Source organism: Halococcus saccharolyticus DSM 5350 (assembly GCF_000336915.1).
GTDB lineage: Archaea > Halobacteriota > Halobacteria > Halobacteriales > Halococcaceae > Halococcus > Halococcus saccharolyticus.
This window is the reverse complement of the sequence record NZ_AOMD01000030.1, coordinates 375,633-398,105: the sequence shown is the minus strand read 5'-3', so window position 1 is coordinate 398,105 and position 22,473 is coordinate 375,633. Positions and strand designations below refer to the sequence as shown.

Sequence of the window (22,473 nt, the reverse complement as noted above, 5' to 3'; positions counted from 1 at the left end):
CCCCGTGGTCCAGCCATGAACGAAGTCCAACTAGAAGTGGCGAAGGCGTACCCGAACGACTCGGGCCGTGGCATCGCCCGGTTAGATCCCGATACCCTCCTCCATCTCAAACTCTCTCCAGGCGATATCATCGAGATCGAGGGCGGCGACACCACCGCCGCGAAAGTCTGGCGTGCGGACAGGCAAGACTGGAACACGGACACCGTCCGCATCGACGGCTTCACCCGCCAGAACGCCGACATCGGTATCGGCGAGCGCGTCGAGATCCGGAAGGCCGAGGAACGAAAAGCCGACAAGCTGGTGCTCGCACCGCCCGAGGAGGCCTCGGTCCAGTTCGGTTCCGACGCCGCCGGGATGGTCAAACGCCAGATCCTGAAACGGCCGGTCGTCGAGCGCGACATCGTGCCCGTCATGTCGAGCACGAACCATCCGTTCATGCGCTCGCCCGGCCAGGCGATTCCGCTGATCGCAGTCGAGACCGAGCCCGACGGCGTGGCGCTCGTCACCGAGGATACCGAGGTCGAACTGCGCGAGGAGCCGATCTCGGGGTTCGAGAAGACCGGCGGTGGGATCACCTACGAGGACATCGGCGGGCTGAGCAACGAAATCCAGCGGGTGCGTGAGATGGTCGAACTCCCGATGAAACACCCCCAGGTGTTCCAGAAGCTCGGGATCGAGCCGCCACAGGGAGTGTTGCTCCACGGACCGCCCGGCACCGGGAAGACGCTGCTCGCGAAGGCGGTCGCGAACGAGACCTCGGCGAGTTTCTTCTCGATCGCCGGCCCGGAGATCATCTCGAAGTACTACGGCGAAAGCGAACAGCAGTTGCGTGAGATCTTCGAGGACGCCACCGAGGAATCCCCTGCGATCATCTTCATCGACGAGCTCGACTCGATCGCGCCCAAGCGCGAGGACGTCACCGGTGAGGTCGAGCGCCGCGTCGTCGCCCAGCTCCTGACGATGATGGACGGCCTCGAATCTCGTGGTCAGGTCATCGTGATCGCCGCCACCAACCGGGTCGATTCGGTCGATCCCGCGCTCCGGCGGCCCGGCCGGTTCGACCGCGAGATCGAGATCGGTGTGCCCGACGAGCGCGGTCGCGAGGAGATCCTCCAGATTCACACCCGCGGGATGCCGCTGTCGGACGACGTCAACCTCGCGGACCTCGCCGACGAAACCCACGGGTTCGTCGGGGCCGACATCGAGAGCCTCACGAAGGAGTCCGCGATGAAGGCACTCCGGCGCTACCTCCCCGAGATCGATCTCGACGAGGAGGACGTGCCACCGTCGCTGATCGACCGGATGATCATCAAGCGCGACGACTTCGACGGAGCCCTGAACGAGGTCTCGCCGAGTGCGATGCGGGAGGTGCTCGTCGAACTTCCGAAGATCTCGTGGGACGACGTCGGCGGGCTCGACGACGCGAAGGGTGAGGTGAAGGAGTCGGTGGAGTGGCCGCTGTCGAGCCCCGAGCGGTTCAGCCGGTTGGGTATCGAGCCGCCCTCGGGGGTGTTGCTCTACGGGCCACCCGGGACGGGGAAGACCCTGATGGCGAAGGCGGTCGCGAACGAAACCAACGCCAACTTCATCTCGGTGCGGGGGCCACAGCTCCTCTCGAAGTGGGTCGGCGAGTCGGAAAAAGCGATCCGCCAGACGTTCCGGAAGGCCCGGCAGGTCTCGCCCACCGTGATCTTCTTCGACGAGCTCGACAGCTTGGCTCCGAGCCGGGGTGGCGAGGTCGGTTCCAACGTTTCCGAGCGGGTCGTCAACCAGCTCTTGACCGAGCTCGACGGGCTGGAGGACATGAAGAACGTGATGGTGATCGGCGCGACCAACCGGCCCGACATGATCGATCCTGCGTTGATCCGGTCGGGCCGGTTCGACAGGCTCGTGATGGTCGGCCAGCCCGATGTCGAGGGCCGCGAGCAGATCCTCGGCATCCACACCGACGATACGCCGCTCGCGGCGGACGTGAGCCTGCGCGAGATGGCCGAGATCACCGATGGCTACGTCGGTAGCGATCTCGAATCCATCGCGCGCGAGGCCGCGATCCACGCGCTTCGGGACGATCCGGAGGCCGAAACCGTCGCGATGCGGCATTTCCGGGCGGCGCTCGAATCGGTCCGGCCGACGATCACCGAGGACATCCTCGACTACTACGATCGGATGGAAGACGAGTTCAAGGGCGGCGGGGCCGACACCGCCCGGGATCGGAGCGACAGCCGGATCGGCTTCCGATGAACATTTTGCTACGGTCGCGCCCCTAACGGGGCGCTCCCTCGCAAAACCTTCACTAAAACCGCGGCTCCTTCCCGGTGGTCAGTCACCGCGTCCGCTCGCTCCCTGCGGTCGCTTCGCGGTCGAACTGCTAGACTCTTCCGCACCGCCGAAATCCTCGCTCCCTACAGTCGCTCGCCCTTCATCTACCAGGAGAGAACACACTCCTGAGCCTCGACTCACTTCGTTCGTTAAGACGCCAAGACCACACCGCAACCAACACCACCGCACCGCAAATGCTATCCGGTAAAGACCGTTCTCCACGTTCCCTATGAGCTGGCAAGCTATCAGGCCGGTCGCGCTCGCGGCCGTCCGTCGGGAAAACGGCGAGATTTTGGTTTCGAAGGACTACGAACCCGGCGACGACGAGCCGTTCTACCGGCTCATCGGTGGCGGTGTCGAGTTCGGCGAACACAGCCGCGAGTCGGTCGTCCGAGAATTCGGCGAGGAACTTGATGTCGAACTCACGAACGTCGGCCTCGTCGGAACCTACGAGAACGTCTTCACCTTCGATGGCGAGCAGGGCCACGAAATCTGGCGCGTGTACGAGGGCGACATCGCCGAGGAGTGGCCCTACGAGCGCGACAGCTTCGAGGGCCGTGAGCCCGAACTCGATGAGACCTACGAGGCGACGTGGATGGCTCCCGAACGGCTACGAAACGACGTGACGTTCTACGATCCAGCCGTGCTCGACGACCTCAACTGAGAGGGGTTGCGGTAGCGGTGCGATCCTGGTGCATGAAGGGCGAGCGCCGGAACACGCTTTGGGCGCTCCGAGCTCCCCGCTCGCCTTCGGCTTGCGGGAACGACCGCAGGGTGCGAGGGCTTCGGCGGTGCTGTGCGGTGGCGTCGCGGTGGCCGAAAGCGTTAGCGATCCCACCGCGAGCGATCGCAGAGAGCGAGCGGGCCGACGACTGACCAACGGGAAGGAGGAGGTTTTTGATCCACATTTTGCCAGCGAAGGAGCGCGCGTAGCGCGCGACTGAGCGCAGCAAAAGGTGGGTTGTTAATAGATGAGCTCGTCGTCGTTCTCGACCATATACAGCGTTCGCGCGGAGATGTTGACCGCGTGATCGCCGATGCGTTCGAGGTCACGGATGGTGAGCAGGAGTCGCGAGACGTCGGTCATGAGCTGTTCGACGCTCTCGCCGGTGTCGAACTGGGTTTCGATCAAGTCCCGGACGACGAGGCTCGACGCACGCTCACAGCGGTCGTCGAGGTCGTCGTCGCGCTCGTCGATGACGTAGCAGGCTTCGATGTCCTCCTCGTCGTAGGCGGTCATGGCGTTCTCGACCATATCGACGGTGAAATCACCGATCCCCTGGACGGCGACTTCGGGGAAGACGTCGCGTTCGGCCTGGAGGGTGTACTCGCCGAGGTTGGTGGCGAGATCCGCGATGCGTTCGAGGTCGGTGATGATCTTGAACGAGGAGGCGATGAAGCGAAGGTCGCCCGCGACCGGCTGCTGGAGGGCGAACAGATCGATACAGCTCCCTTCGAGGTCGAGATACATCCGGTTGATCTCGTCGTCGCCATCGATGACTTCCTGTGCGGTCGCCTCGTCCTTGCGGGCAAGCGCGTCGAGACCCATCCGGAGGCGTTCGAGGACGATCTCGCTCATGTAGAGGACGTCCTCGCGAAGCGCATCGAGCTGCTCCTGATAACTCTCGCGGGGCATACCTCCTCGTCGGACCGTCCCCGTAATGTACTCTTCGGCGACATCGCCACCGAATATTGGTGGCGCTATTGCTGCCTATATATTACGATACACCACTATGATCCCCCCAATCATCACCACACGCTGCTGGAGTCGCGGATCGAGTCTTCGCATCCCAAAGGGGAGGGAGGGAGGACAGTATTCCACGGAGAAGTCCCGTCCAGTTGCGTTCGCTATATATTTTTGAATAGGTTTATTGTCGAGGGGAGTGGATCGGCGGCTATGGAGACGCGCAAGGTCCAGGTCACGGGCGGGTCGACGTACACCGTGTCGCTACCGAAGACGTGGGCGACCGATAACGGGGTCAGCGCCGGGAGCGAAGTCGAGTTCTACCCCGAGGACGAGTCGCTGTTGCTCGCGCCGCGAACCGAGGAGACCACGGCCGAGGGGACGCTCGACGTCACCGATCTCGAAGGGGCGGAGCTCACGCGCGCCGTCGTGATGATGTACGTCAACGGGTTCGACGTCATCACCTTGGAAACCGCGAGCGTCGACGCCGTCCAGCGTCGGACCATCCGCGAGGCTACCCAAGGACTGGTGGGCCTCGAAGTCATCGAGGAAACCTCCGAGCGGGTGAGTCTCCAGGACCTCCTCGACTCCTCGGAACTCTCGATCCACAACGCCATCACACGGATGCGCCTGGTCTCGCTCACCATGCTCGCGGACGCAGTCGAAGCGCTCCGTACGGGAGACCCGGATCTCGCGGCCGACGTGATCGAGCGCGACGACGACGTCGATCGACTATGGTACATGACCGCACGGGTGTTCCGGACCGCGCTCCGGAGTCCGAGCGCAGCGACCGAGATCGGCCTGTCGCGCGAGACCTGTTTCGATTACCACTCGGCTGCGCGGCAACTCGAACGGGTTGCCGACCACGCGACCAAGATCGCCGAGGTCGTCGGTGACGTCGAGAGCGTCTCGGAGGACGTCGGCGAGGCGCTCGCCGCGCTCCACGACGGCGCGGCAACCGTGATCGAGACCGCGATGGATGCGCTGCTCGCCGACGAGGACGACGACGCCCTCCGACTCGCGAACGACGCGATGTCCGCGATCGACGACATCGACGAGCGCGGTCGGGAAGTCGACGGACTGCTCCGTGATCGCGACCCAGAGCACGCCCAGCGGCTCGGTCTCGTCGTGGACTCGCTCTCCCGAAGCGCCGACTACGGCGGGAACATCGCCGAAACCGCGATGCAGAAGGCCGCGCCGCAGCCCTAAGCCCCCACCTTTTGCTACGGTCGCTCGTTCGCTTCGTTCACTCGCTCCCTCGCAAAATGTGGATCAAAAGCCGTCGTCATCCCCTACGGGGGTTCCTCGGCCCGCTCACTCGCCTGCGGCTCGTTCGCGGTCGAACTACTAGCCTTCTCAGCAACCGCCCCGCACAGCACCGCCGAAGCCCTCGACAGCGAGGCGCGAGCGTAGCGAGCGCCTCGGTACAGACGAGCGGGGAGACACGACCCGCGAGCCCCGCAAAGCGGCCTCGCCCTTCATCCACCAGGAGAGCACGCTCTCCTGAGCCCTGTGGTTCGAAAATCAAAGATTTTCGTCATCACGAAAGGCGCGAAGCGCCTTTCGAACGAACTCGCTACGCTCGTCAGGACGCCAGGACCGCCACCGCCCCGCCGGTGGCCGGCGAGCAAAATCGGAGAACTACTCTTCGAGAACCGCGTTGACCTGTCCGTCCTGGCCAGGTCGGGAGGTCACACGAGCGAGGCCCTCGCTGGTCTCGATGAGCGCGCCCTTGGTCACGATGTTCCGACGGACGTAGTTCGGGTTCGCGGGGTTCTCGGCAACGTCCTCGATCGTCGCGCTCGTGGTCCCGCCGTCGGTTGCGACGGTCGCGCGATCGGTCGCGATCGCGCGGACCTTTTCGGTGTTACCGCGCGCATCGATAGTCTTGAGAGCCTGTTCGCCGACCTGAGTCTCGGTCGCCTCGCTACCGAGTTCGTGTTTTCGCTTGCCGCGGATCGGGCGTCGTCGTCCGCCGGTTCGCTTTCGGACCGAGCGTCCGTGGTCTTTCATACCCGAACACCGACGAGCGTGCTACTTGAATCGATCGATGCCGCACCGTCAGGTTTAGGCGAGTCCCCCTCGCCGGTCCGTCGTGAGCCTTCGCAGTGCGGTTGCCGCACCGTTCGTCGGGCGAGGTGAGACCCGCCTCGCCGAAAGCGAGTTCGTGGTGGCGCTCTCACTCGACCGGAACTGGTTCTCGCCGGAACAGGCCACCCGGCTCGCCGACGTCGCGGTGGGTGAGGGGCTGCTCGACCGGACCGACGACGGGCTGGTGCCGACGTTCGAGCCCGAAGACGTGACGATCCCCGAAGAGTTCGTGCCGAGCGAGGAGCTCCTCCAGCAGCGGTCGACATTCGAGCGAGTGATCGAAACGGTGGTTGCGAGTGGCGTCGAGAAGCGCGAGGCAGTCGCGGAGATCAATCAGTTGCAGAGTTCACTCGGCGTCACCGTCGAGGCCGCGGCGGTGCTGTACGCCCGTCGGCGAGGCGTCGACGTGAGCGATGCGGCCGAGCGCGCACTCGACGATCTCGACGTCGAATCTGTAGACCTCAGTTGAATCGCGCGACGACTCCCGGCAGTTGCTCGGCGAGCGCATCGCGTTCGATCGTGGCGTCGGCTGCCGGCGACGGCGTGCCGTCGTCGAGAACGTGAATCGCTCGAAGGCCGGCAGCACGCGCACCAGCAATGTCGAGTTCGGCGGAGTCACCGACGTAGATCGTCTCGTCGGCGGTCGTCCCGAGCGCGTCGAGTTCGGCCCGGAACGCACGGTCGTCCGGCTTTCCCGCCTCCAGAGCGCCGGTGATCACGACCGCGTCGAACAGGTCGTTCCAGCCGAGTGCGTCGATCTTGGCCTGTTGGGCGCGCACTGGTCCGTCGGTGAGGAGGCCGACGCGGTACTCCTGGCGGAGTGATCTGACGAGTTCCTCGGCCCCGGCGACCGGGACGAGCGCGTTCGCGATCGTCTCACGGTAGGTGTCCGCGAGCGCCGCGGCCGAAGCGTCGGTATCGCAGTCGGCGAGCAGATCGTCGAAGATGGGCTCGCGGGTTCGGTTGGTGAGGTGTCGCCGGTGGGCGTCGAGATACGCCTCGCGTGAGAGACAGGGACCGTCGACCGCCGCGCTCGCCTCGTCGAGCAGCGTCTGGCGATCGCGTTCGGGGACAGCGAGGGTGTAGTCGAGATCGAACGCGACCGCCCTGATGGTCATACACACCCGTAGGCCGCTTCCCACATGAGTGTGGCGAGACGAACCCGAAAGTCCTTGCACAGTCACGAACAGCGGAGCGTATGGGATTTTTCGACCGGCTCGCTGACCGTATCGATGCGACCGACAGCGTGCTTTCTGTGGGACTCGATCCCGACCTCAACCGACTTCCCGACCACCTCCACGATCACGACCTACCACGGTGGGCGTTCAACCGCCGGATCATCGACGCGACACACGACCACGCCGCGTGCTACAAGCCGAATGCCGCGTTCTACGAGGACCCCGACGGGTGGCGCGCGCTCCGTGAAACCGTCGCCTACGCCCATGGTAAGGACGTTCCAGTACTCCTCGACGCGAAGCGCGCCGACATCGGCAACACCGCCCGCCAGTACGCGACCCACCTCGATGCGGCCGGCGGGACGGCCGCCGACGCGATCACCGTCAACCCCTATCTCGGTCGGGACTCGATCGAACCGTTTCTCTCCCAGGAGGCGGGTGTGTTCGTGCTCTGTCGGACCTCGAATCCTGGTGGAGGAGACCTTCAGGACCGCGAACTCGCCGACGGCGAGTGCCTCTACGAACGGGTTGCGCGGCTCGCCGACGACTGGAACGAGCGCGGCAACGTCGGCCTCGTGGTCGGCGCGACCGCTCCCGAAGAACTCGAAGCGGTACGCGACCTCGTTCCCGACCTCCCCTTTCTCGTACCCGGCGTCGGTGCACAGGGCGGAGACGTCGAAGCCGCGATCGAGTACGGCCTCGCCGACGGCGTCGGGCTCGTGAACTCCTCGCGTGGGATCATCTTCGCCGGCGAGGATCGCGGTGAAGGGTTCGCACGGGCGGCTGGCGAGGCGGCGAAGCGGCTCAAGAGACGGCTGAACGAGTATCGCTGAAGAGCAGCCACACACCGGGCTTTCCGGAGGATCGGAAGACCAGTAGCGCTGTGCTCATACACCGAGACCCGTAGTATTAGTTCCACTAAAGCACGAAAATATAAGGCACTTCGCAGTCGTGGTGGAGACCGATGGAGCAATGATGGACGATCTCACGGGGTTTCAGCGCGACCTCCTGTACGTCATCGCGGGGATGGACGACCCGAAGGGCCTCGGGGTCAGCGAGGAGTTACAGCACGCCTACGACAACGACATCAGACAGGGGCGACTCTACCCGAACCTCGATACGCTCGTCGAGAAAGGGTTGGTCGAAAAGGGCTCGCAGAACGAGCTCACCAACTTTTACGCGGTCACCGAGCAGGGCCGGACAGCGATCGCGGCCCGTCACGAGTGGGAAAGTCAGTACGTTGATCACGACGCCGTCGACGACTGAGCGGCATCAGCGCTGCACACCAGTCCGGACACTCAGAACCGAACGTCGTCGCCAGCGTCGCTCCGGCCAGGATCCTCACCGGTCTCGGCACCACCACTGCCGCCGGCTTCCGCCGAGCAGTCGAGGCAGAGTCCGAACGCGTCGTCGTGGTGCTGGTCGCAGACGGCCCGCCCGCACTGATCGCAGGTGTGACTCGCTTCGGCGCTCTCACAGACCTGACACAGTCCGGATACGCTCATGACCGACGTTCGTCGTCAGGCAACTTCAACCTGTGGCGGGAAGCTTACGCCGCTCGGGCCACAAGCACTGTCGTGACTAGGTCGGGGCTCGTGGTCGGGCTCGGCGGAGTGTTCGCCGGACTGACCGTCTTCACGACGGTGCTCGGCTTCGTCTACAGTCCGGTAGCGCTCGCGCTCGCAGTGCCGTTCGGGGCCGTGACCTACTTCCTCTGGTATCACGTGAGTGGTCGGCTCCGCGAGCGAGTGTATCGACAGACACGCACTGCGGGTTCCCGGCGGGCCGACCGAACGACGCGGACCAAACGAACCGCACGGACCGGCCGAACCGAGACCGGTGGGTTCGGTGCGGGACCGCGCGAGGAGTGGACCGGACCGCGAAGCGACGGCGGTTTCGATGGCGGCGGCCGACGACGAGCGACTGCCGGCGGACAGCGCCAGCGTCGTGGCCCGAGCACGGCGGCGGCGTACCGTGCCCTCGATCTCGAACCGGGTGCGGACGAGGCGGCTGTCAGGAGCGCGTACCGCGAGAAAGTAAAGGAAGTCCACCCCGACACCGACGACGGCAACGAGCGCGCGTTCAAGCGAGTCCAGAGCGCCTACGACCACCTTTCGGACTGACGACCACGAGTGCGACCCACCGCTCGGCTGCACACCGCGATCCGAACCCGTAACCGACCGGCTCGCCCACACCACGTATGGACCGCGCAGACGACGCTCCCGACGCACGACCGCCGCTGGCGGTCGACATCGACGGCACCCTCACCGACCGCAATCGGGTCGTCGATCCACGTATCTTCGACGCGCTCCGGGGCTGGCCAGCACCGGTCGTTCTCGCCACCGGCAAGGCACTGCCGTACCCGGTCGCACTCTGCGAGTTCGTCGGTCTCCCGACGCTCGTCGTGGCCGAAAACGGTGGCGTGGTCTGTCTCGATACCGACACTCACGACGAGATCGTCGCCGCCGGCGATCGAGCGGCCGCCGACCGCGTCGCCGCAGCCTACCGCGACGCCGGCCACGATCTCGGCTGGGGGAGTCTCGATCTCGTCAACCGGTGGCGCGAAACCGAGATCGCGGTGAGCCGCGACGCGCCCCTCGCTCCCCTTCGAGAGATCGCCGTCGATCACGGACTCGACGTGGTCGATACCGGGTTCGCGTACCACGTCGTCTCGCCCGACGTGGACAAAGGCTACGGGCTCTCGATCGTCGCCGACCGCCTCGGACGTGATCCTGCGGAGTTCGTCGCGATCGGTGACTCCGCGAACGACGTTGCGACGTTCGAGGCCGCAGGGCGGTCGTTCGCTGTGGCGAACGCCGACGAGGCGGCGACACGGGCAGCCGATCGGGTGACGGACGCGGCGTACGCCGATGGATTTCTCGAAGCGCTCCGGATCGTGCGGTCTTCCTCGTGAGATCCGGAAACAGCAACCGCAGCATGAGATTCGGTGGCGACGGCTGATTCACCGCGGACGAATCACGACACAAGTGAGAACCGCAGACCACACCCTCCCCAGCCGATTCCCTCGTTCGCTTCGCTCACTCGCTCATCCATCGTCAGAGCAACGTTCTGACGAGCCTGCATTCCCTTCGCTCACGGCTCACTTCGTTCGCCGTTCGCATCGAGGTGCTCCCTATGGTCGCACCTCGCTTCGCTCGTGCAGACCTCGTGCGAGTTGTGCACCTGTGGCGCACTCCCGCGCGCCACCGCCCCTGACAACGGACGGTCTTCGCCTCACGCCACCGAGGACGAGACATCGTGACACGGCAGCACGGGCCGTAGAGAAGGGCTTTTGCCCCCACCGCGCCACGAATGCACATGGCCCCCGACCGGGCCGTCCTCAAGCGGGCGCTCGATGCGGGCGAGCGCGAGGGCGGCAGCGTCGAGTTCAAAGAACGGCTCACGAAGGACCTCCACCTCGCCGAAGGCAAGCGCGAGAGCCTCGCGGCCCAGCTCCGCCACCGCGTGCTCTCGGGCGACGGCGAGGCCACGTACGTGGTGGGCGTCACCGACGACGGCGGACTCGCGGGGATCGCCACCGACGACTTCTCGGAGTCGATGGACGTGCTCTCGCTGCTCGCCGAGGAGGCCGACGCCCACATCGAGTCGGTCGACACGTGGGGGATCGAGGGGGGACTCGTCGGCGTCGCCACAGTCAGGGAGGGTGCGTTGCTGGAAGACGACGGTCACATCGTCGTCGGCACCGCGGGTCACGTCGATCACGGCAAGAGCACCCTGGTCGGATCGCTCGTCACCGGCCGGCCGGACGACGGCGAGGGCGGCACGCGCAGCTTCCTCGATGTCCAGCCCCACGAGGTCGAGCGCGGCCTCTCGGCGGATCTCTCCTACGCGGTCTACGGATTCGCCGAGGGCGAACCGGTCCGGACCGACAACCCCGACCGGAAGGCGGACCGCGCCGCGGTGGTCGAGTCGGCCGACAAGCTGATCTCCTTTGTCGACACCGTGGGCCACGAGCCGTGGCTCCGAACCACCATCAGAGGCCTCGTCGGCCAGAAGCTCGACTACGGCCTCCTCACGGTGGCGGCCGACGACGGCCCCACCAAGACCACCCGCGAACATCTCGGAGTGCTCCTCGCGACCGAGCTCCCCACGATGGTCGCGATCACGAAGGCGGATATGGTCGATGGCGAGCGCGCCCTCGAAGTCGAGCGCGAGGTCGAGCGCCTGCTCCGGGACGTCGGGCAGACGCCGCTGCGCGTCGAGCGTCACGGTGTCGACACGGCGGTCGAGGAGATCGGTGGCTCCGTCGTCCCGGTCCTCCGAACGAGCGCGGTCACGATGGACGGACTGGACACGCTCGACGACCTGTTCGAGCGCCTGCCGAAGACCGGCGACAGCACGGGCGAGTTCTCGATGTACGTCGACCGGAGCTACAAGATCACGGGCGTCGGTGCAGTCGCTTCCGGAACTGTGCGCTCGGGCACCGTCGAAGCCGGCGACGAACTCCTGCTCGGTCCGTTCCCCGACGGCTCCTTCCGGGACGTCGAGGCGCGCTCGATCGAGATGCACTACCACCGTGTCGACCGCGCGAAGGCCGGGCGAATCGTCGGGATCGCGCTGAAGGGCGTCCGCGAGGCCGACGTCGAGCGTGGGATGGTGCTCCTGCCGCGCGAAGCCGAGCCGGAGCCGGTCCGAGAGTTCGAGGCCGAGGTGATGGTACTCAACCACCCCACGCGGATCGACGATGGCTACGAGCCGGTCGTCCACTTGGAGACCGTGAGCGAAGCCGCCGCGTTCCACCCCGCCGAAGGGCAGCTCCTGCCCGGCGACACCGGCCAAACCACCGTCCGGTTCAAGTTCCGCCCCTATCTCGTCGAAGAGGGCCAGCGCTTCGTCTTCCGCGAGGGCCAGAGCAAGGGCGTCGGGACCGTGACGGACGTGACGTCCGCGGAGTGACCGTCAGCGTCGCCACGGCGGGTCGTGGAGATCGGCCATCGAGTCGAGCGTGTACGCGGGCACCGGGTCGGGCGTCGAGCCGTCCGAAAGCCACGCGGCCCGGAGGCCGGCAGCCTGCGCACCGGGCACGTCCGAAGTCAGGGAGTTGCCGACATGGACAGTCGAACTGGGGTCGGTATCGAGCGCGTCGAGTGCCCGGCGAAACGGCGCGGGATCGGGTTTCGCGGGTGCGTCGTAGCCAGCGTGGATCACGACTTCGAAGGCGTCGTCGAGGCCGATCGCGGCGAGCTTTTTCGCCTGCATTCCGGGTGCGCCGTTGGTGACCACGCCGAGGCGGTGGTCGGCCGTGAGCCGGTTGACGGCTTCGCGCGCGCCTGGCAGCGCGTCGACGTTCCACTGATCGCGCTCGGCGGTGTAGGCCGCCGCGACCGTTCGCCCGCGATCGGGGTCGTGGCCGCGCTCGTCGGCGATGGCGGCGAAGCACGCCGTACGGAGCTCCCGAATGGAGTCCGTCCGATCCGCGAATCGGGAGTAGCGGTCGTAGTAGTCCTCGATCGCGAAGAACGGCTCGACGCCGGCGGCCTCGAAGGCCGCCGCGAGCACCTCCGCCCCCGACCGGCGATACGCACACAGCGTATCGTCGATGTCGAACAGCACCGTGTCGACGGGTGCGCTCATCAACTCGTGGTAGGGGCATCGAGGTCAAAAGTCAGACGGTACGATACGCGCCGTCGACTCGCTCGGCGAGATCGAACACGACCGCCCAGTCGAGCAGCCGTTCGACGCGTTCGCGCCACTCTTCGTCCCAATCCGTCCGTCGATACCGTTCCCAGTTCGGCACTTCCTCGCGGAACCGCTCGTAGACCGCCTCGACACCGAGCGACTCGTCGGCTGCATCGAGCACCGAAAGGACGGCTTCGGCTCCGAAAACCCTCTCACGAAAGGCGTCGGCGAGCTCCTCGGAAGCGGGGTCACGTCGCAGCCGCCGATAGCCCGACTCGGTCTCCTCGGCGAGGCCGAGCGCACGGAGGAACGTGATCCACTCACGAGCCACCTCGCGCGCGTCGAGGTCCGTCCGCTCGACGAGCCGTGCACAGCAGTCGTTCTCGTTTCCGGGGACCAGCGGCAGCGCCCGCTGGGCCTCCGCGACGAACGCTGCGTCTCGGGGTTCGGGAACGATCTTGAATTTCACAGTCCGAAGGCGTCACCCAGCACGTCCTCGCTGGTTTCGCCGAACGCGTGGGTCGGGCCGCCGCTGACGTCGACGGTGACTTGCGCCGGCGCGAACAGCCCGTCCGGGAGCTCGGCGAAGTTCCAGTCGACGCTATCGAGAATCTCCTCGAACGGGGCCCCATACTCGTCGCTCGCGACCGAAGTGAGGTCGTCGAACCGTCCGAAATCCTCGTCGACAGTGAGGTGGACCTGGCCGCCGTAAGCGAGTGCGTCGTTCGCGAGGCCGATCGCGGTCGCCTCGTCGCTCGCCACGGGTGCGATCGGCGCGTTCGCACTCACCGATCGGATATCGAGCGGATCGTAGCCGAGGTCGGCGAGGCGAACAGTCGCGAGTTCGGCGGCGCGCGCAGCGGCCGTGACGCTGCCGACGAGGCTCGCGCTCGGGAACGACGGCAGGAAGACCGCGTTCGCCCCGACATCGGTTCGGTCGGCGACCCGCTCGGCGACCGCCTCCCCTGGGAGGTCGTCGGCCTCGACCGCGAGTGTCGCGAAGTCGAAGTCGTCCTCGTAGCCCACCCGCGCGAAGATCTCCTCCTCGGCGAACAATGCGCGCCCCGGCCCGCTCGCCAATCCCTCGAGCTCATCGGCGTCGAGCTCCCAGCCCGCCTTCTGCGCGCAGAGCAGCGCGAGCGCCGGACGGTCAGTCGTGAGATCGATGTGTGGGACGGGCGCGCCAGCGACCTCGTCCAGACGGTTCTGGATCGTCGCGAGCCCCGCCGTCTGGATCTCGGCGAGAAGCAAGCCCGCCTCGATACCGCCCGCGACATCGTGACCGAAGTCGAGCACCGTGGCCCCGTTGTCGAGTTCGGCGATCGCGATCCCGAGTTCGTCGGCGAACTCGATGGCCTCCTCGACGAGTTCGAGTGCCATCCGATTGAGGCTGTCCATACGGCGGATTCGGCGGCATGGGTCAACGGTCTGTCGGTCCGATCGATCCTGTCGGCAACCGACCTACTCGGCGGGACTGTCGCTCGCCGCCCGACCGAGTTCGCGCTCGACCGCATCGACTTTCTCGCTCGCCGAGCCCTCGCTTGCGCGTTTGTCGTCGACCTTCAGGACCGTGCTCACCCGATCGCCGTCGACGGCTTCGTGGGCCGCCTGGGCCGCAGCGAACAGTTCGCCCACGTCCTCGGCCTCGATCACGGTGCCCATCGGGTTGGTTTCGTAGCTCACGTCGAAGTCGTCGAGTGTGTCGACGGCCTTCGCGACCTCTCCGGCCATGCTGCCTTCCCGAACTGGGGCGACGCTGAGTAGTGCAACGACAGTCATGGTGGCGGGTACATCCGGCACTCACCTAACCCTGTGGGCCGTCGGCGTCGCTGACGATCGCGCACAGCCGTTCCGTCCTGACCCGGCGATCACAACACCCATTCCCTCCGGGCGGGAACGCGGACCATGATCGGTATCGTCGGCGGCGGCGTTGCGGGCCTCGCTGCGGCCTATCGTCTCCGGAAGACCGGCCACGACGTGCGAGTGTTCGAGGCGAGCGACGACGCCGGCGGACTCGCCGCGACCTACGAGACTCGTGGGGACCGGATCGAGAAATTCTACCACCACCTCTCGAAATCGGAGGAGACCATCGTCGAACTCGCCGAGGAGCTCGGCCTCGGGAACGCGGTCGAGTGGCACGTCGGGAAGAACGCCTACTACGTCGACGGCGTGGTCCATCCAATGGACAAGCCGTGGGAGATCCTCGCCTACCCCCATCTGAGTCTCTACGATACGTTCCGGCTCGGCATGTTGACCCTCGATATCGACGTGCGCGGTGGGATTCCGAAGCTCGACACCTACGACGATCTTCGGGACTTCGAGGACGTGCCGATCACGGAGTTCCTGCTCGATCACACCACCCGTGGGGTGTACGAGAACTTCTTCGAACCGCTGCTGGAGGCGAAGTTCGGCTCGCGAAAAGAGGACGTGAGCGCGGCGTGGCTCCTCGGCCGGGTCAAGTTCCGTGGCGAGCGCGACCTCCTCCGCGGGGAGTTCCTCGGCTACTTCGACGGGGGGTTCCACCGCCTGATCGACGCCTTGGTGTCCGCAGTAGGGCGCGAACACGTCGAAACCGGGGCGCGGGTCACGGACATCGAGATCGACGGCGGCGCGGTCGACTCGCTCACCGTCGGTGCTGAGACTGGAACCGCGACCCACGATGTCGACGGTGTCGTGATCGCCGCGATGCCCAATGTACTAGAGGACCTCACGGGCTACACCTGCGAGATCGACTTCCAGGGGACGGTCTGTTCGGTCCTGAGCCTCTCGGAGTCGGTAATGGACACCTACTGGCTCAACATCGCCGACGACGCCCCCTTCGGCGCGCTGATCGAACACACCAACTTCGTTCCACCCGAACGCTACGGCGGCGAGCATCTCCTCTACGCCGTGAGCTACGTCCAGGATTCCGAGGAGGAACTCTGGCGGATGGACGACGAAGGTGTCGAGAAAACCTGGCTCTCCGGAATCGAGGACCTGTTTCCCGACTTCGATCGCGGGAGCGTGAACTGGATCGAAACCGCACGGAACCCTCGCACCGCGCCGGTCTACGAACGAGGCTATCTCGATATGGTGATTCCCTACGATCTCGACAACGAGGTCGCGGAAGGGATCTACTACGCTGGGATGGCGAGTCGGGCACAGTACCCGGAGCGCAGCCTCAACGGCGGGATCGTCGCCGGATTCGCCTGTGCCGATCGGATCATCGAGCGGGGCGGTACTGGCGAGGTGTCCCCGAGCGCCGTCGGTACCGAACCGATCGGTGACGGTGGCCGGTGAACCCACGCTTCACGAGACTTCGTCTGAAATCGTCTACAGCTCGCCGACTAACCGGGCCTGCGCTAGTATCAGCTCCGCGTGCTCCTCGGCCCACTTCTCACTCTTATCCTCCGCTACCCAGTCGATTACTCGCTGTTCTTCGGGAGTTCTGCCTGGCTTGTTTCCACTCATGTACGTTGCAGTGTTGATCGGTTTCTTCATCGTCTTCCTCCGGTCGGAGTGTCATAAACACTACGGCGGACTGACGTCAAACAGCAGTTCTTCGTCGTCAAGCAGCGTCACGCGGCGGACGATCGATATCCGTTGACGTGTGATTTAGTGCCGGGTTCGCTTGATTGTGACATGATCCGGACAAAGCGTCGTAGGACAGGATAAATCTTGGCCAGCGAAGCGTGTCTACATGATCAGAGAATAGCAGCGCCGGCTCGCTGCGCAGTGGGTCTTCAAGAAGTGCTATTCTGGCGTAGTTTTAACATGTTGTGACTGTACCGTTAGGTGGACAATGGACAGACGTAAGTACCTCTCCACAGCGGCACTCGCGGCAGTCGGCCTAGCAGGCTGTTCTGGTGACTCAGGTGGGAACAACAGTTCAAACGGCAGCGGTGGATCCAATGCGACCGAAGCGGCCACGGATACCGAGGCTGCGACGGCGACCGAAGCTGAAACCAAGATGCCGACGACTGCTGGCAATGTCGAGACACAGGTGGCGACCGAAGCTGAGACGGCCACCGGCGAGGAGACCACGATGGCGAACGACGAAACCGAGGCCATGACGACTTCAGGCGACGAGCCCACGACTGCTGGACCACAGACCACCGAGAATGCGGCCAACGGTAGCACGAACGCCACCGGGAACGCGTCGGCTGCATCGTCCGGCGGTGGGTTCTCGGAGACGTTCTCCGGCAGCGGCACCTCGACAGAGGAAGGCCTACAGCTCTCTCCCGGCCCGATCACTGCGGAGTTCAGCCACAGCGGTGAGAGCAACTTCATCGTGACGTTGGTCACGCTCGAGGGCGAATCCTTCCAAGACGTCTCGCTGACGAACCTGATCGGTCAGGTTGAGGGCTCCCAAGCCGCACTGGTCAACGCGCCCGGCGAACACAACCTCAACGTCGACGCTGACGGGGACTGGGAGATCACGCTCGAACAGCCCGGCAGTCCGCAGCCCGAGTCGCTCCCGATCGATGCGAGCGGCGAGGGGCCGAGCTATATCGGCCCATTCGAGTTCAGTGGTCCAGCCACGTTCCAGGGGGCACACAACGGGGACGGGAACTTCATCGTTGAAACGGTCCCGCTCGATTCGTCGGCTGTTGGATCGCTTGTGTTCAACGAGATCGGCCAATTCGAGGGTGAAACGACCGGCCGGGTGAGTGGGATGGCGTACCTGAACATCAATGCCAACGGCGAGTGGTCGCTCTCGACAGGATAGCTTCGCAATCGCCACCTCAGTTGCTACTTAGGCTGGCGACCACCGACAGAACACGAACCCGATTACCGCGAGCACCGGCGCGATTATGATTCGGGATCGTGCTCGAAGCGACAACGCAGCGCTCGCAACGACGAACTGTCACGCGTACACACGTCCAGAACCAGCCGCACCCATCGCTACCTGGCGGTATATATCATTTTTGTAAAGTGCCCGGGGTGGGCTCCGAACCCACGATCTCCGCATGTCCCAGGTTCGAGGCGGCGGCCTCGAAGGGAATCGCGCCCGTCTCGAAACCCTATGAGTGCGGCGCTATGTCCAGCTAAGCCACCCGGGCTGTCCGTTGGTATTCGACTCGGAGTCATTAACCTTCCCATCTGGTCCGGCAGTCTTATGTCGGACGGTGGCACAGACGGCACATGGACGTTCCCGGGATCGTCAGCGAGCGCCTCGCCGACGAGTCGCGGCTGACCAGCGTGAGCATCGGGAACGACGACCGGGTGTACGTCACGCCGTCGCGGACGCTCGTCTATCACTCAGCGGGGCTGTTCAGCAGCGAGTCCGTCGAGGAGTACCCCCACGACGCCATCCGGTTCGACATCTCGGCCAGCCGCCGCGAGGCCTCCTTCGCCTTCGAGTACGACGACGGGGTGCGCGGCTTTGCGATCCCGAGCGACCGGATCGAGACCGTTCTCCCGCCAGTGATCGCGGGCGTGCTCCGCTCCACCGGGCTGATCGACGACGACGAGTCGATCGCCGAGAGCTACCGATTCGGCGATCGTACGCTGGTGGTCACCGATCGACGGCTGCTCACCTCGGTCGGCGAGGCGGTCTGGGACCGCGATTACGAGAGTTATGCCTTCGCGGACGTCACGGACGTGGCGTTCGAGGCAGGAACACTGCTGATCGCGATCGGCGGCCAGCGGCGGCGGCTCGATCTGTCCGGCGAGGGCGATCGAGAGGCCTACCAAACCGTCGAGGACGCGCTGCTCGCGTACCACAACGTCGACACCGTCGAGGAGATCGGATCACAGGATACCGACGAGTTCCGCCCGCGAACCACGTCGAACGACGACGGAGGAACGCCCGACCAGCAGACAACATCCCACCAACAGACGACATCCCCCGAGACAGCCGATCAGCAGTCGTCGAACCCCGATACCCCCAAACAGCCCCGAACGCGGTCGCCCAACACCGACGTTCAGGAAGCCGAGACCGACACGAGCACGGAGCAATCGCCATCCCGTCCCCACACTACCGCGCAACCGTCCGATGCCGCCGGTCAACCGTCAGAAAACGTCGGCCAGCCATCCGACGACATTCGATCGTCGGGCGAGGACGCTCAGTCGTCCGACACCAGCGGTCGATCCATGGAGACCCAACCGGGTGCCAGCGCGTCGTCCACCGAACCCACGGTTGCGATCGAGGACACCGAAACTGCTCGGACCACGGCCCCCACCGCTTCGGACGCCGCTCGGCGGGATGCCGATTCGAGCGCCGCTGCCGAGATCGTCGACGAGATCGACGCGCTTCGCGAAGCGGTCGATCGTCAGACCGAACTTCTCGAACGCCAGCAGGCAACGCTCGAACGGCTCGCCGACCGGCTCGACGACGAGCGCTGATTCGGCGTTGCGGCCGACGGTAAGTCGGTGGCTGCCCGACAGTAGGTCCGATGGAGCGATCGCACCTGTGAGTTGGCTCAGCGACGGCCGACGACTTTCTCGATGCACGACGATCCGAACGGACCGTGCTCGCCGACATCGAGGCAGAGGAAGTAGCCCGTCGAGACGCTGGCTCCGCAACGCCGGCAGGTGAACTCGCCCTCACGGGTGACGACGTCGCGCCCGAAGCGGACGAACTCGCCGGACAGCACCCGCACGAGACCGTCCTCCCGTTCGATCACGCCGCGCATTTCGGCCGTATCGAGGATTTCGCGAGTCGTGTGGGGATCGTCGGTCACGGTTTCGAGCCGGTCGATCGCGGTCGCGAGGTCGAGCGAAGCGTCGTCGAGCGTCGCGAGGAGTTCCACACCGAGTTCGACCGGATCGGCGTCGCTCACGCGCTCACTCGGTCGGGTGACGTGGTAAGTATTGTGCGATCGGTCCGTCCACGTCCGCCGGAACTCGCCACCGGTTCGAACCGGAACGAGTTTGCCGATTCCGCGCCCGTGATCGTGCGTGCAACGCGCTCGACGCCGGCTGGTCGGGGTCGCGATCGTCGTCGCTGTAGTGGCGCTCGCCGCACTCACGCTGTCCCCGGATCGGGTGCTCGCACGGCTCGCCGCGCTTCGATCCCAACCAGCCGTGTTCGCGGCGGTCGTGGCGGCGCTCTACCTCGTTCGGCCGCTTCTCGCGTGGCCCCTGAGTCTCTGTTCGGCGGTCGTTGGCTACGGCTACGGACTCGTCGGTCTTCCGTTCGCGCTCGCCGGCGTCTGTGTCACCTGTCTCCCGCCGTACCTGCTCAGCCGCTACGCCAGCAGTGACACCGAAAGCGGCGTCCTCGGTCGCCTCGGCGGAGCCGGCGAGCGCTTTTTCGAACGGACCGGCGGCGCTCGCGGGGTGGCCGCTGCCCGGCTCGCGCCGCTGCCCGCCGACCCGGTGTCGGCTGGTGCAGGGTTCGCCGGGGTCGGTCTCCGATCGTATCTCCTCGGGACCGCCCTCGGTGAGGTTCCGTGGACGATCGCCGCGGTGCTCGCAGGGCAGTCACTCGACCGACTCACGACCGCTGGACTGGCCGGCGCAAGCGTCGAACTCGCGGTCGCGGCGGGCGCGGTCGCGCTCCTCGTGCTCGCCGGGCCGGCCTACGAGTTGCTGCGCGAGCGGCGGCGGCCTCACCAGAACGTGTCCGAGCAGTCGTAGACCACGCCGTGGCGCGGGCAGACGTACTTGCAGTGACGACGATTCATTGCCGTTCCGCAGACCGGACAGAGTCGACCCGATCCGTCCGTCGTGGCGTTCGACTCCACGATATTGCGCCGGTTTGCGGCGCTTTCCCCATCAGCCTCGTTCGAGTCGCCGCCCTCCCGTCGCTCGCTCGCGCCGGCCATGTCTCATCCGATCGGCGGCAAGGGGTTGAAGCTTCCGCTGAAGGGACTGTCGAGGGAGTTTCGAAGGAGTTTCGAGAGATTTGGGTGGGAGTCCGGACAACGTTCATTCCCGTGGGAATCCGTTCTCGACCATGGCCAGAAATATCCTCGATGAGTCGATCGGCGCGGCACTCGTCACGGCAGTGCTCGCGGGGATCGCGGGCGTCGCGGGGTCGTATGCGCTCGCGGGGTTCACGCCTGCCTTCCTCGCGTCGCCGATCACCTCGTTTCTGACGGCGGTGATGCCGAGCGCGGTGCTCCAGTTCGCGATCGTCACGCTCACCGACGTCGGCCAGGCGTTCGGGATCGAGCATCTCGGCCAGCAGGCCAACCTGCTGCTCGCGCTCACGCTCGGTGCGGGCCTGCTCGGCAGTCTCGCTCTTGCGGCGCTCGCGACCGGCCACCGACTCGACAGCCCGGCCGCCGCGGTGAGCCTCGCGGGACTCGGTGCGTGGCTCGCGACCGCGGTGCTGACGGGCGCGCCGATCCCCTCACTCGGGGCCGGCGTCGGGAGCGCGGTCGTCGTCGGCGTCGCCACCGCCACGCTCGTGACAGCCGACGACGGAACTGCCGAATCGGGAGTCTCGCGCGGCCGGCGGACGATGCTCGGGAGCCTCGCGAGCGCGCTCGGGGTCGGCGTCATCGGCTACGTCCTGGGCGGTCGCGACACCGGGTCGGCACAGGAGGCGTCACTTTCGAGCGTCACCAACGGCTCAAGCGATGCGAACGGAACGGGCGGCGCGATCGGTGCGGATAGCGACGCTGGCAACGACACGAACGGCGGCGCTGACGGTGGCGGATCGGATACTGTCGAGGAGGGTAACAGCAGTGCTGACGCACAGCCGAAATCGACCGACGACCTCCTCGCCGACGCCGAAGCGGCGTCGTTCGCCATCGAGGGCCTCGAAGAGCTCGTCAGCGGCGACGACTTCTACGTGGTCGACACCGCGAACCCCAATCCCGACGTGAACGCCGACGACTGGACGCTCTCGATCACGGGCGCGGTCGACGGCGAACACACGTTCGATTACGACGAGATCACGTCGATGGGCTCGGAGCACCGGTTCATGACGCTACGGTGTGTCAGCGACCCGCGCAACGGGAACAAGATGGACAACGCCCTCTGGACCGGCGTCCCGATGGAGCGCGTGCTCGACGGCGTGGACCTCCAGGGGAAGTTCGTAATGGCCCGATCGGTCGACGGCTACTACGAGGAGTTTCCCGTCGAGGCGCTCCGGACTGGCTTTCTCGCCTACGGGATGGACGGCGAGGTGCTCCCGCGCGCTCACGGCTACCCCGTGCGCGCGCTGATCCCCGGCCACTGGGGCGAGATCAACGTCAAGTGGATCGACGAGCTCGAGATCCTCGATCGACCTGCCAAGGGGTTCTGGGAGAAGAAGGGCTGGAAGGGTACTGGGCCAGTGCACACGGTCGCGAAGCTCCATGCGACGAACCGTGCGGACGGGCGGATCACGGTCGCCGGCCACGCGAACGCCGGCGTCCAAGGAATCGAGCGCGTCGAGGTCTCGACCGACGGCGGGAGTTCGTGGAACGACGCGGAGCTCTCCCCGGTCCTGACACCGAACCTCGGCGGCGACGTCTGGCGGCAGTGGCGGTACGACTACGACGAGCCCGGTGAGCAACACGAGGTCGTCGTCCGCGCGGTCGACGGCACTGGCACTCTTCAGCCGAAGAAAGAAACCGGACGGTTCCCGAGCGGCTCGATGGGCTGGGTCTCGAAGACGATCGAGAAGTAATCGATTCGTCCGAACTG

The 22,473-nt window shown here is 65.8% G+C and carries 25 protein-coding genes and 1 tRNA gene; 14 read left to right on the top strand and 12 right to left on the bottom strand.

Going from position 1 to position 22,473, the window contains the following annotated elements:
- Positions 1-15 precede the first annotated feature (15 nt).
- Both C449_RS15595 and C449_RS15590 read left to right on the top strand, forming a co-directional pair.
- Positions 16-2,241: a CDC48 family AAA ATPase gene (locus C449_RS15595; protein WP_006079005.1), complete on the top strand. Its 2,226-nt coding sequence runs from the start codon at positions 16-18 to the stop codon at positions 2,239-2,241.
- A 307-nt stretch (positions 2,242-2,548) separates the two neighbouring features.
- Positions 2,549-2,983 carry an NUDIX hydrolase gene (locus tag C449_RS15590; protein ID WP_006079004.1) on the top strand — a complete coding sequence of 145 codons (435 nt, stop codon included), beginning with the start codon at positions 2,549-2,551 and terminating at the stop codon, positions 2,981-2,983.
- A 300-nt stretch (positions 2,984-3,283) separates the two neighbouring features.
- Here the strand turns inward: C449_RS15590 and phoU are convergent, their stop codons facing one another.
- A complete protein-coding gene (phoU, locus tag C449_RS15585; protein WP_006079002.1) occupies positions 3,284-3,955 on the bottom strand; it encodes a phosphate signaling complex protein PhoU in 672 nt (223 codons plus the stop codon).
- A 261-nt stretch (positions 3,956-4,216) separates the two neighbouring features.
- On the opposite strand from phoU, the gene C449_RS15580 reads away from it, so the two are divergent.
- Positions 4,217-5,212, top strand: coding sequence for a phosphate signaling complex PhoU family protein (locus C449_RS15580; protein WP_006079001.1), 996 nt, complete (start codon positions 4,217-4,219; stop codon positions 5,210-5,212).
- Between the two features lie 432 nt (positions 5,213-5,644).
- Here the strand turns inward: C449_RS15580 and C449_RS15575 are convergent, their stop codons facing one another.
- Complete coding sequence (locus C449_RS15575) at positions 5,645-6,016, bottom strand: 30S ribosomal protein S8e (RefSeq protein WP_006079000.1); 372 nt, start codon at positions 6,014-6,016, stop codon at positions 5,645-5,647.
- A gap of 82 nt (positions 6,017-6,098) precedes the next feature.
- Between C449_RS15575 and C449_RS15570 the strand changes: the two genes are divergently transcribed.
- Positions 6,099-6,563: a DUF2240 family protein gene (locus C449_RS15570; protein ID WP_006078999.1), complete on the top strand. Its 465-nt coding sequence runs from the start codon at positions 6,099-6,101 to the stop codon at positions 6,561-6,563.
- Here the strand turns inward: C449_RS15570 and C449_RS15565 are convergent.
- Positions 6,556-7,212, bottom strand: coding sequence for an HAD family hydrolase (locus C449_RS15565; protein WP_006078998.1), 657 nt, complete (start codon positions 7,210-7,212; stop codon positions 6,556-6,558). The genes C449_RS15570 and C449_RS15565 overlap by 8 nt on opposite strands.
- Positions 7,213-7,292: 80 nt before the next feature.
- Between C449_RS15565 and pyrF the strand changes: the two genes are divergently transcribed.
- Both pyrF and C449_RS15555 read left to right on the top strand, forming a co-directional pair.
- A complete protein-coding gene (gene pyrF, locus C449_RS15560) occupies positions 7,293-8,102 on the top strand; it encodes an orotidine-5'-phosphate decarboxylase (RefSeq protein ID WP_006078997.1) in 810 nt (269 codons plus the stop codon).
- Positions 8,103-8,244: 142 nt separating this feature from the next.
- Complete coding sequence (locus tag C449_RS15555) at positions 8,245-8,535, top strand: PadR family transcriptional regulator (protein WP_006078995.1); 291 nt, start codon at positions 8,245-8,247, stop codon at positions 8,533-8,535.
- Positions 8,536-8,567: 32 nt separating this feature from the next.
- Here C449_RS15555 and C449_RS15550 read toward each other — a convergent pair whose 3' ends face one another.
- Complete coding sequence (locus tag C449_RS15550; RefSeq protein WP_006078994.1) at positions 8,568-8,774, bottom strand: hypothetical protein; 207 nt, start codon at positions 8,772-8,774, stop codon at positions 8,568-8,570.
- Positions 8,775-8,846: 72 nt separating this feature from the next.
- Between C449_RS15550 and C449_RS15545 the strand changes: the two genes are divergently transcribed.
- The 3 genes from C449_RS15545 (at position 8,847) to C449_RS15535 (ending at position 12,186) form a co-directional block, all read left to right on the top strand.
- Positions 8,847-9,392 carry a J domain-containing protein gene (locus tag C449_RS15545; protein ID WP_049914324.1) on the top strand — a complete coding sequence of 182 codons (546 nt, stop codon included), beginning with the start codon at positions 8,847-8,849 and terminating at the stop codon, positions 9,390-9,392.
- A gap of 77 nt (positions 9,393-9,469) precedes the next feature.
- A complete protein-coding gene (locus tag C449_RS15540) occupies positions 9,470-10,183 on the top strand; it encodes a phosphoglycolate phosphatase (protein ID WP_006078991.1) in 714 nt (237 codons plus the stop codon).
- A gap of 404 nt (positions 10,184-10,587) precedes the next feature.
- On the top strand, positions 10,588-12,186 hold the full coding sequence (locus C449_RS15535) for a GTPBP1 family GTP-binding protein (protein WP_006078990.1): 1,599 nt from the start codon (positions 10,588-10,590) through the stop codon (positions 12,184-12,186).
- 3 nt (positions 12,187-12,189) lie between these two features.
- On the opposite strand, the gene C449_RS15530 is transcribed toward C449_RS15535, so the two are convergent.
- The 4 genes from C449_RS15530 to C449_RS15515 all read right to left on the bottom strand — a co-directional run bounded on the left by C449_RS15530 (position 12,190) and on the right by C449_RS15515 (position 14,688).
- Complete coding sequence (locus C449_RS15530; protein WP_006078989.1) at positions 12,190-12,864, bottom strand: HAD family hydrolase; 675 nt, start codon at positions 12,862-12,864, stop codon at positions 12,190-12,192.
- Between the two features lie 31 nt (positions 12,865-12,895).
- The gene (locus tag C449_RS15525) at positions 12,896-13,378 is read right to left on the bottom strand and encodes a hypothetical protein (RefSeq protein ID WP_006078988.1); all 483 of its coding nucleotides are present in this window, start codon (positions 13,376-13,378) and stop codon (positions 12,896-12,898) included.
- A complete protein-coding gene (mch, locus tag C449_RS15520; RefSeq protein ID WP_006078987.1) occupies positions 13,375-14,307 on the bottom strand; it encodes a methenyltetrahydromethanopterin cyclohydrolase in 933 nt (310 codons plus the stop codon). Before mch ends, C449_RS15525 begins: the two co-directional genes overlap by 4 nt.
- A 63-nt stretch (positions 14,308-14,370) precedes the next feature.
- Complete coding sequence (locus C449_RS15515) at positions 14,371-14,688, bottom strand: MTH1187 family thiamine-binding protein (protein WP_049914321.1); 318 nt, start codon at positions 14,686-14,688, stop codon at positions 14,371-14,373.
- A gap of 126 nt (positions 14,689-14,814) precedes the next feature.
- Between C449_RS15515 and C449_RS15510 the strand changes: the two genes are divergently transcribed.
- A complete protein-coding gene (locus C449_RS15510; protein WP_006078985.1) occupies positions 14,815-16,188 on the top strand; it encodes an NAD(P)/FAD-dependent oxidoreductase in 1,374 nt (457 codons plus the stop codon).
- 33 nt (positions 16,189-16,221) lie between these two features.
- Here C449_RS15510 and C449_RS18150 read toward each other — a convergent pair whose 3' ends face one another.
- Complete coding sequence (locus tag C449_RS18150; protein WP_161606464.1) at positions 16,222-16,389, bottom strand: hypothetical protein; 168 nt, start codon at positions 16,387-16,389, stop codon at positions 16,222-16,224.
- Between the two features lie 301 nt (positions 16,390-16,690).
- Here C449_RS18150 and C449_RS15505 point away from each other — a divergent pair, with 301 nt between their 5' ends.
- Positions 16,691-17,617 carry a hypothetical protein gene (locus tag C449_RS15505; protein ID WP_006078984.1) on the top strand — a complete coding sequence of 309 codons (927 nt, stop codon included), beginning with the start codon at positions 16,691-16,693 and terminating at the stop codon, positions 17,615-17,617.
- A gap of 207 nt (positions 17,618-17,824) precedes the next feature.
- Here C449_RS15505 and C449_RS15500 read toward each other — a convergent pair.
- Positions 17,825-17,951 (bottom strand) — tRNA-Met (locus tag C449_RS15500).
- An 82-nt stretch (positions 17,952-18,033) separates the two neighbouring features.
- Here C449_RS15500 and C449_RS15495 point away from each other — a divergent pair.
- The gene (locus tag C449_RS15495; protein WP_006078983.1) at positions 18,034-19,236 is read left to right on the top strand and encodes a DUF7115 domain-containing protein; all 1,203 of its coding nucleotides are present in this window, start codon (positions 18,034-18,036) and stop codon (positions 19,234-19,236) included.
- Between the two features lie 77 nt (positions 19,237-19,313).
- On the opposite strand, the gene C449_RS15490 is transcribed toward C449_RS15495, so the two are convergent.
- Positions 19,314-19,673 (bottom strand): DUF5830 family protein, encoded by a 360-nt coding sequence (locus C449_RS15490; protein ID WP_049914361.1) that lies wholly within the window; start codon positions 19,671-19,673, stop codon positions 19,314-19,316.
- Positions 19,674-19,791: 118 nt separating this feature from the next.
- Here C449_RS15490 and C449_RS15485 point away from each other — a divergent pair, with 118 nt between their 5' ends.
- Complete coding sequence (locus tag C449_RS15485; RefSeq protein WP_049914319.1) at positions 19,792-20,472, top strand: TVP38/TMEM64 family protein; 681 nt, start codon at positions 19,792-19,794, stop codon at positions 20,470-20,472.
- Here the strand turns inward: C449_RS15485 and C449_RS18935 are convergent.
- On the bottom strand, positions 20,445-20,582 hold the full coding sequence (locus C449_RS18935; protein WP_338035220.1) for an HVO_2523 family zinc finger protein: 138 nt from the start codon (positions 20,580-20,582) through the stop codon (positions 20,445-20,447). The genes C449_RS15485 and C449_RS18935 overlap by 28 nt on opposite strands.
- A 209-nt stretch (positions 20,583-20,791) precedes the next feature.
- On the opposite strand from C449_RS18935, the gene C449_RS15475 reads away from it, so the two are divergent.
- Entirely contained in the window at positions 20,792-22,456 is a 1,665-nt protein-coding gene (locus tag C449_RS15475; RefSeq protein ID WP_006078979.1) for a molybdopterin-dependent oxidoreductase, read from the top strand.
- Positions 22,457-22,473: the final 17 nt, after the last annotated feature.

Excerpts from the sequence above, each read along its gene's own strand:
- C449_RS15595 (WP_006079005.1), top strand. The coding sequence starts at position 16 with ATGAACGAAGTCCAACTAGAAGTGGCGAAGGCGTACCCGAACGACTCG.
- C449_RS15590 (WP_006079004.1), top strand. The coding sequence starts at position 2,549 with ATGAGCTGGCAAGCTATCAGGCCGGTCGCGCTCGCGGCCGTCCGTCGG.
- phoU (WP_006079002.1), bottom strand. The coding sequence starts at position 3,955 with ATGCCCCGCGAGAGTTATCAGGAGCAGCTCGATGCGCTTCGCGAGGAC.
- C449_RS15580 (WP_006079001.1), top strand. The coding sequence starts at position 4,217 with ATGGAGACGCGCAAGGTCCAGGTCACGGGCGGGTCGACGTACACCGTG.
- C449_RS15575 (WP_006079000.1), bottom strand. The coding sequence starts at position 6,016 with ATGAAAGACCACGGACGCTCGGTCCGAAAGCGAACCGGCGGACGACGA.
- C449_RS15565 (WP_006078998.1), bottom strand. The coding sequence starts at position 7,212 with ATGACCATCAGGGCGGTCGCGTTCGATCTCGACTACACCCTCGCTGTC.
- pyrF (WP_006078997.1), top strand. The coding sequence starts at position 7,293 with ATGGGATTTTTCGACCGGCTCGCTGACCGTATCGATGCGACCGACAGC.
- C449_RS15555 (WP_006078995.1), top strand. The coding sequence starts at position 8,245 with ATGGACGATCTCACGGGGTTTCAGCGCGACCTCCTGTACGTCATCGCG.
- C449_RS15550 (WP_006078994.1), bottom strand. The coding sequence starts at position 8,774 with ATGAGCGTATCCGGACTGTGTCAGGTCTGTGAGAGCGCCGAAGCGAGT.
- C449_RS15540 (WP_006078991.1), top strand. The coding sequence starts at position 9,470 with ATGGACCGCGCAGACGACGCTCCCGACGCACGACCGCCGCTGGCGGTC.
- C449_RS15535 (WP_006078990.1), top strand. The coding sequence starts at position 10,588 with ATGGCCCCCGACCGGGCCGTCCTCAAGCGGGCGCTCGATGCGGGCGAG.
- C449_RS15530 (WP_006078989.1), bottom strand. The coding sequence starts at position 12,864 with ATGAGCGCACCCGTCGACACGGTGCTGTTCGACATCGACGATACGCTG.
- mch (WP_006078987.1), bottom strand. The coding sequence starts at position 14,307 with ATGGACAGCCTCAATCGGATGGCACTCGAACTCGTCGAGGAGGCCATC.
- C449_RS15515 (WP_049914321.1), bottom strand. The coding sequence starts at position 14,688 with ATGACTGTCGTTGCACTACTCAGCGTCGCCCCAGTTCGGGAAGGCAGC.
- C449_RS15510 (WP_006078985.1), top strand. The coding sequence starts at position 14,815 with ATGATCGGTATCGTCGGCGGCGGCGTTGCGGGCCTCGCTGCGGCCTAT.
- C449_RS18150 (WP_161606464.1), bottom strand. The coding sequence starts at position 16,389 with ATGAAGAAACCGATCAACACTGCAACGTACATGAGTGGAAACAAGCCA.
- C449_RS15505 (WP_006078984.1), top strand. The coding sequence starts at position 16,691 with ATGGACAGACGTAAGTACCTCTCCACAGCGGCACTCGCGGCAGTCGGC.
- C449_RS15495 (WP_006078983.1), top strand. The coding sequence starts at position 18,034 with ATGGACGTTCCCGGGATCGTCAGCGAGCGCCTCGCCGACGAGTCGCGG.
- C449_RS15475 (WP_006078979.1), top strand. The coding sequence starts at position 20,792 with ATGGCCAGAAATATCCTCGATGAGTCGATCGGCGCGGCACTCGTCACG.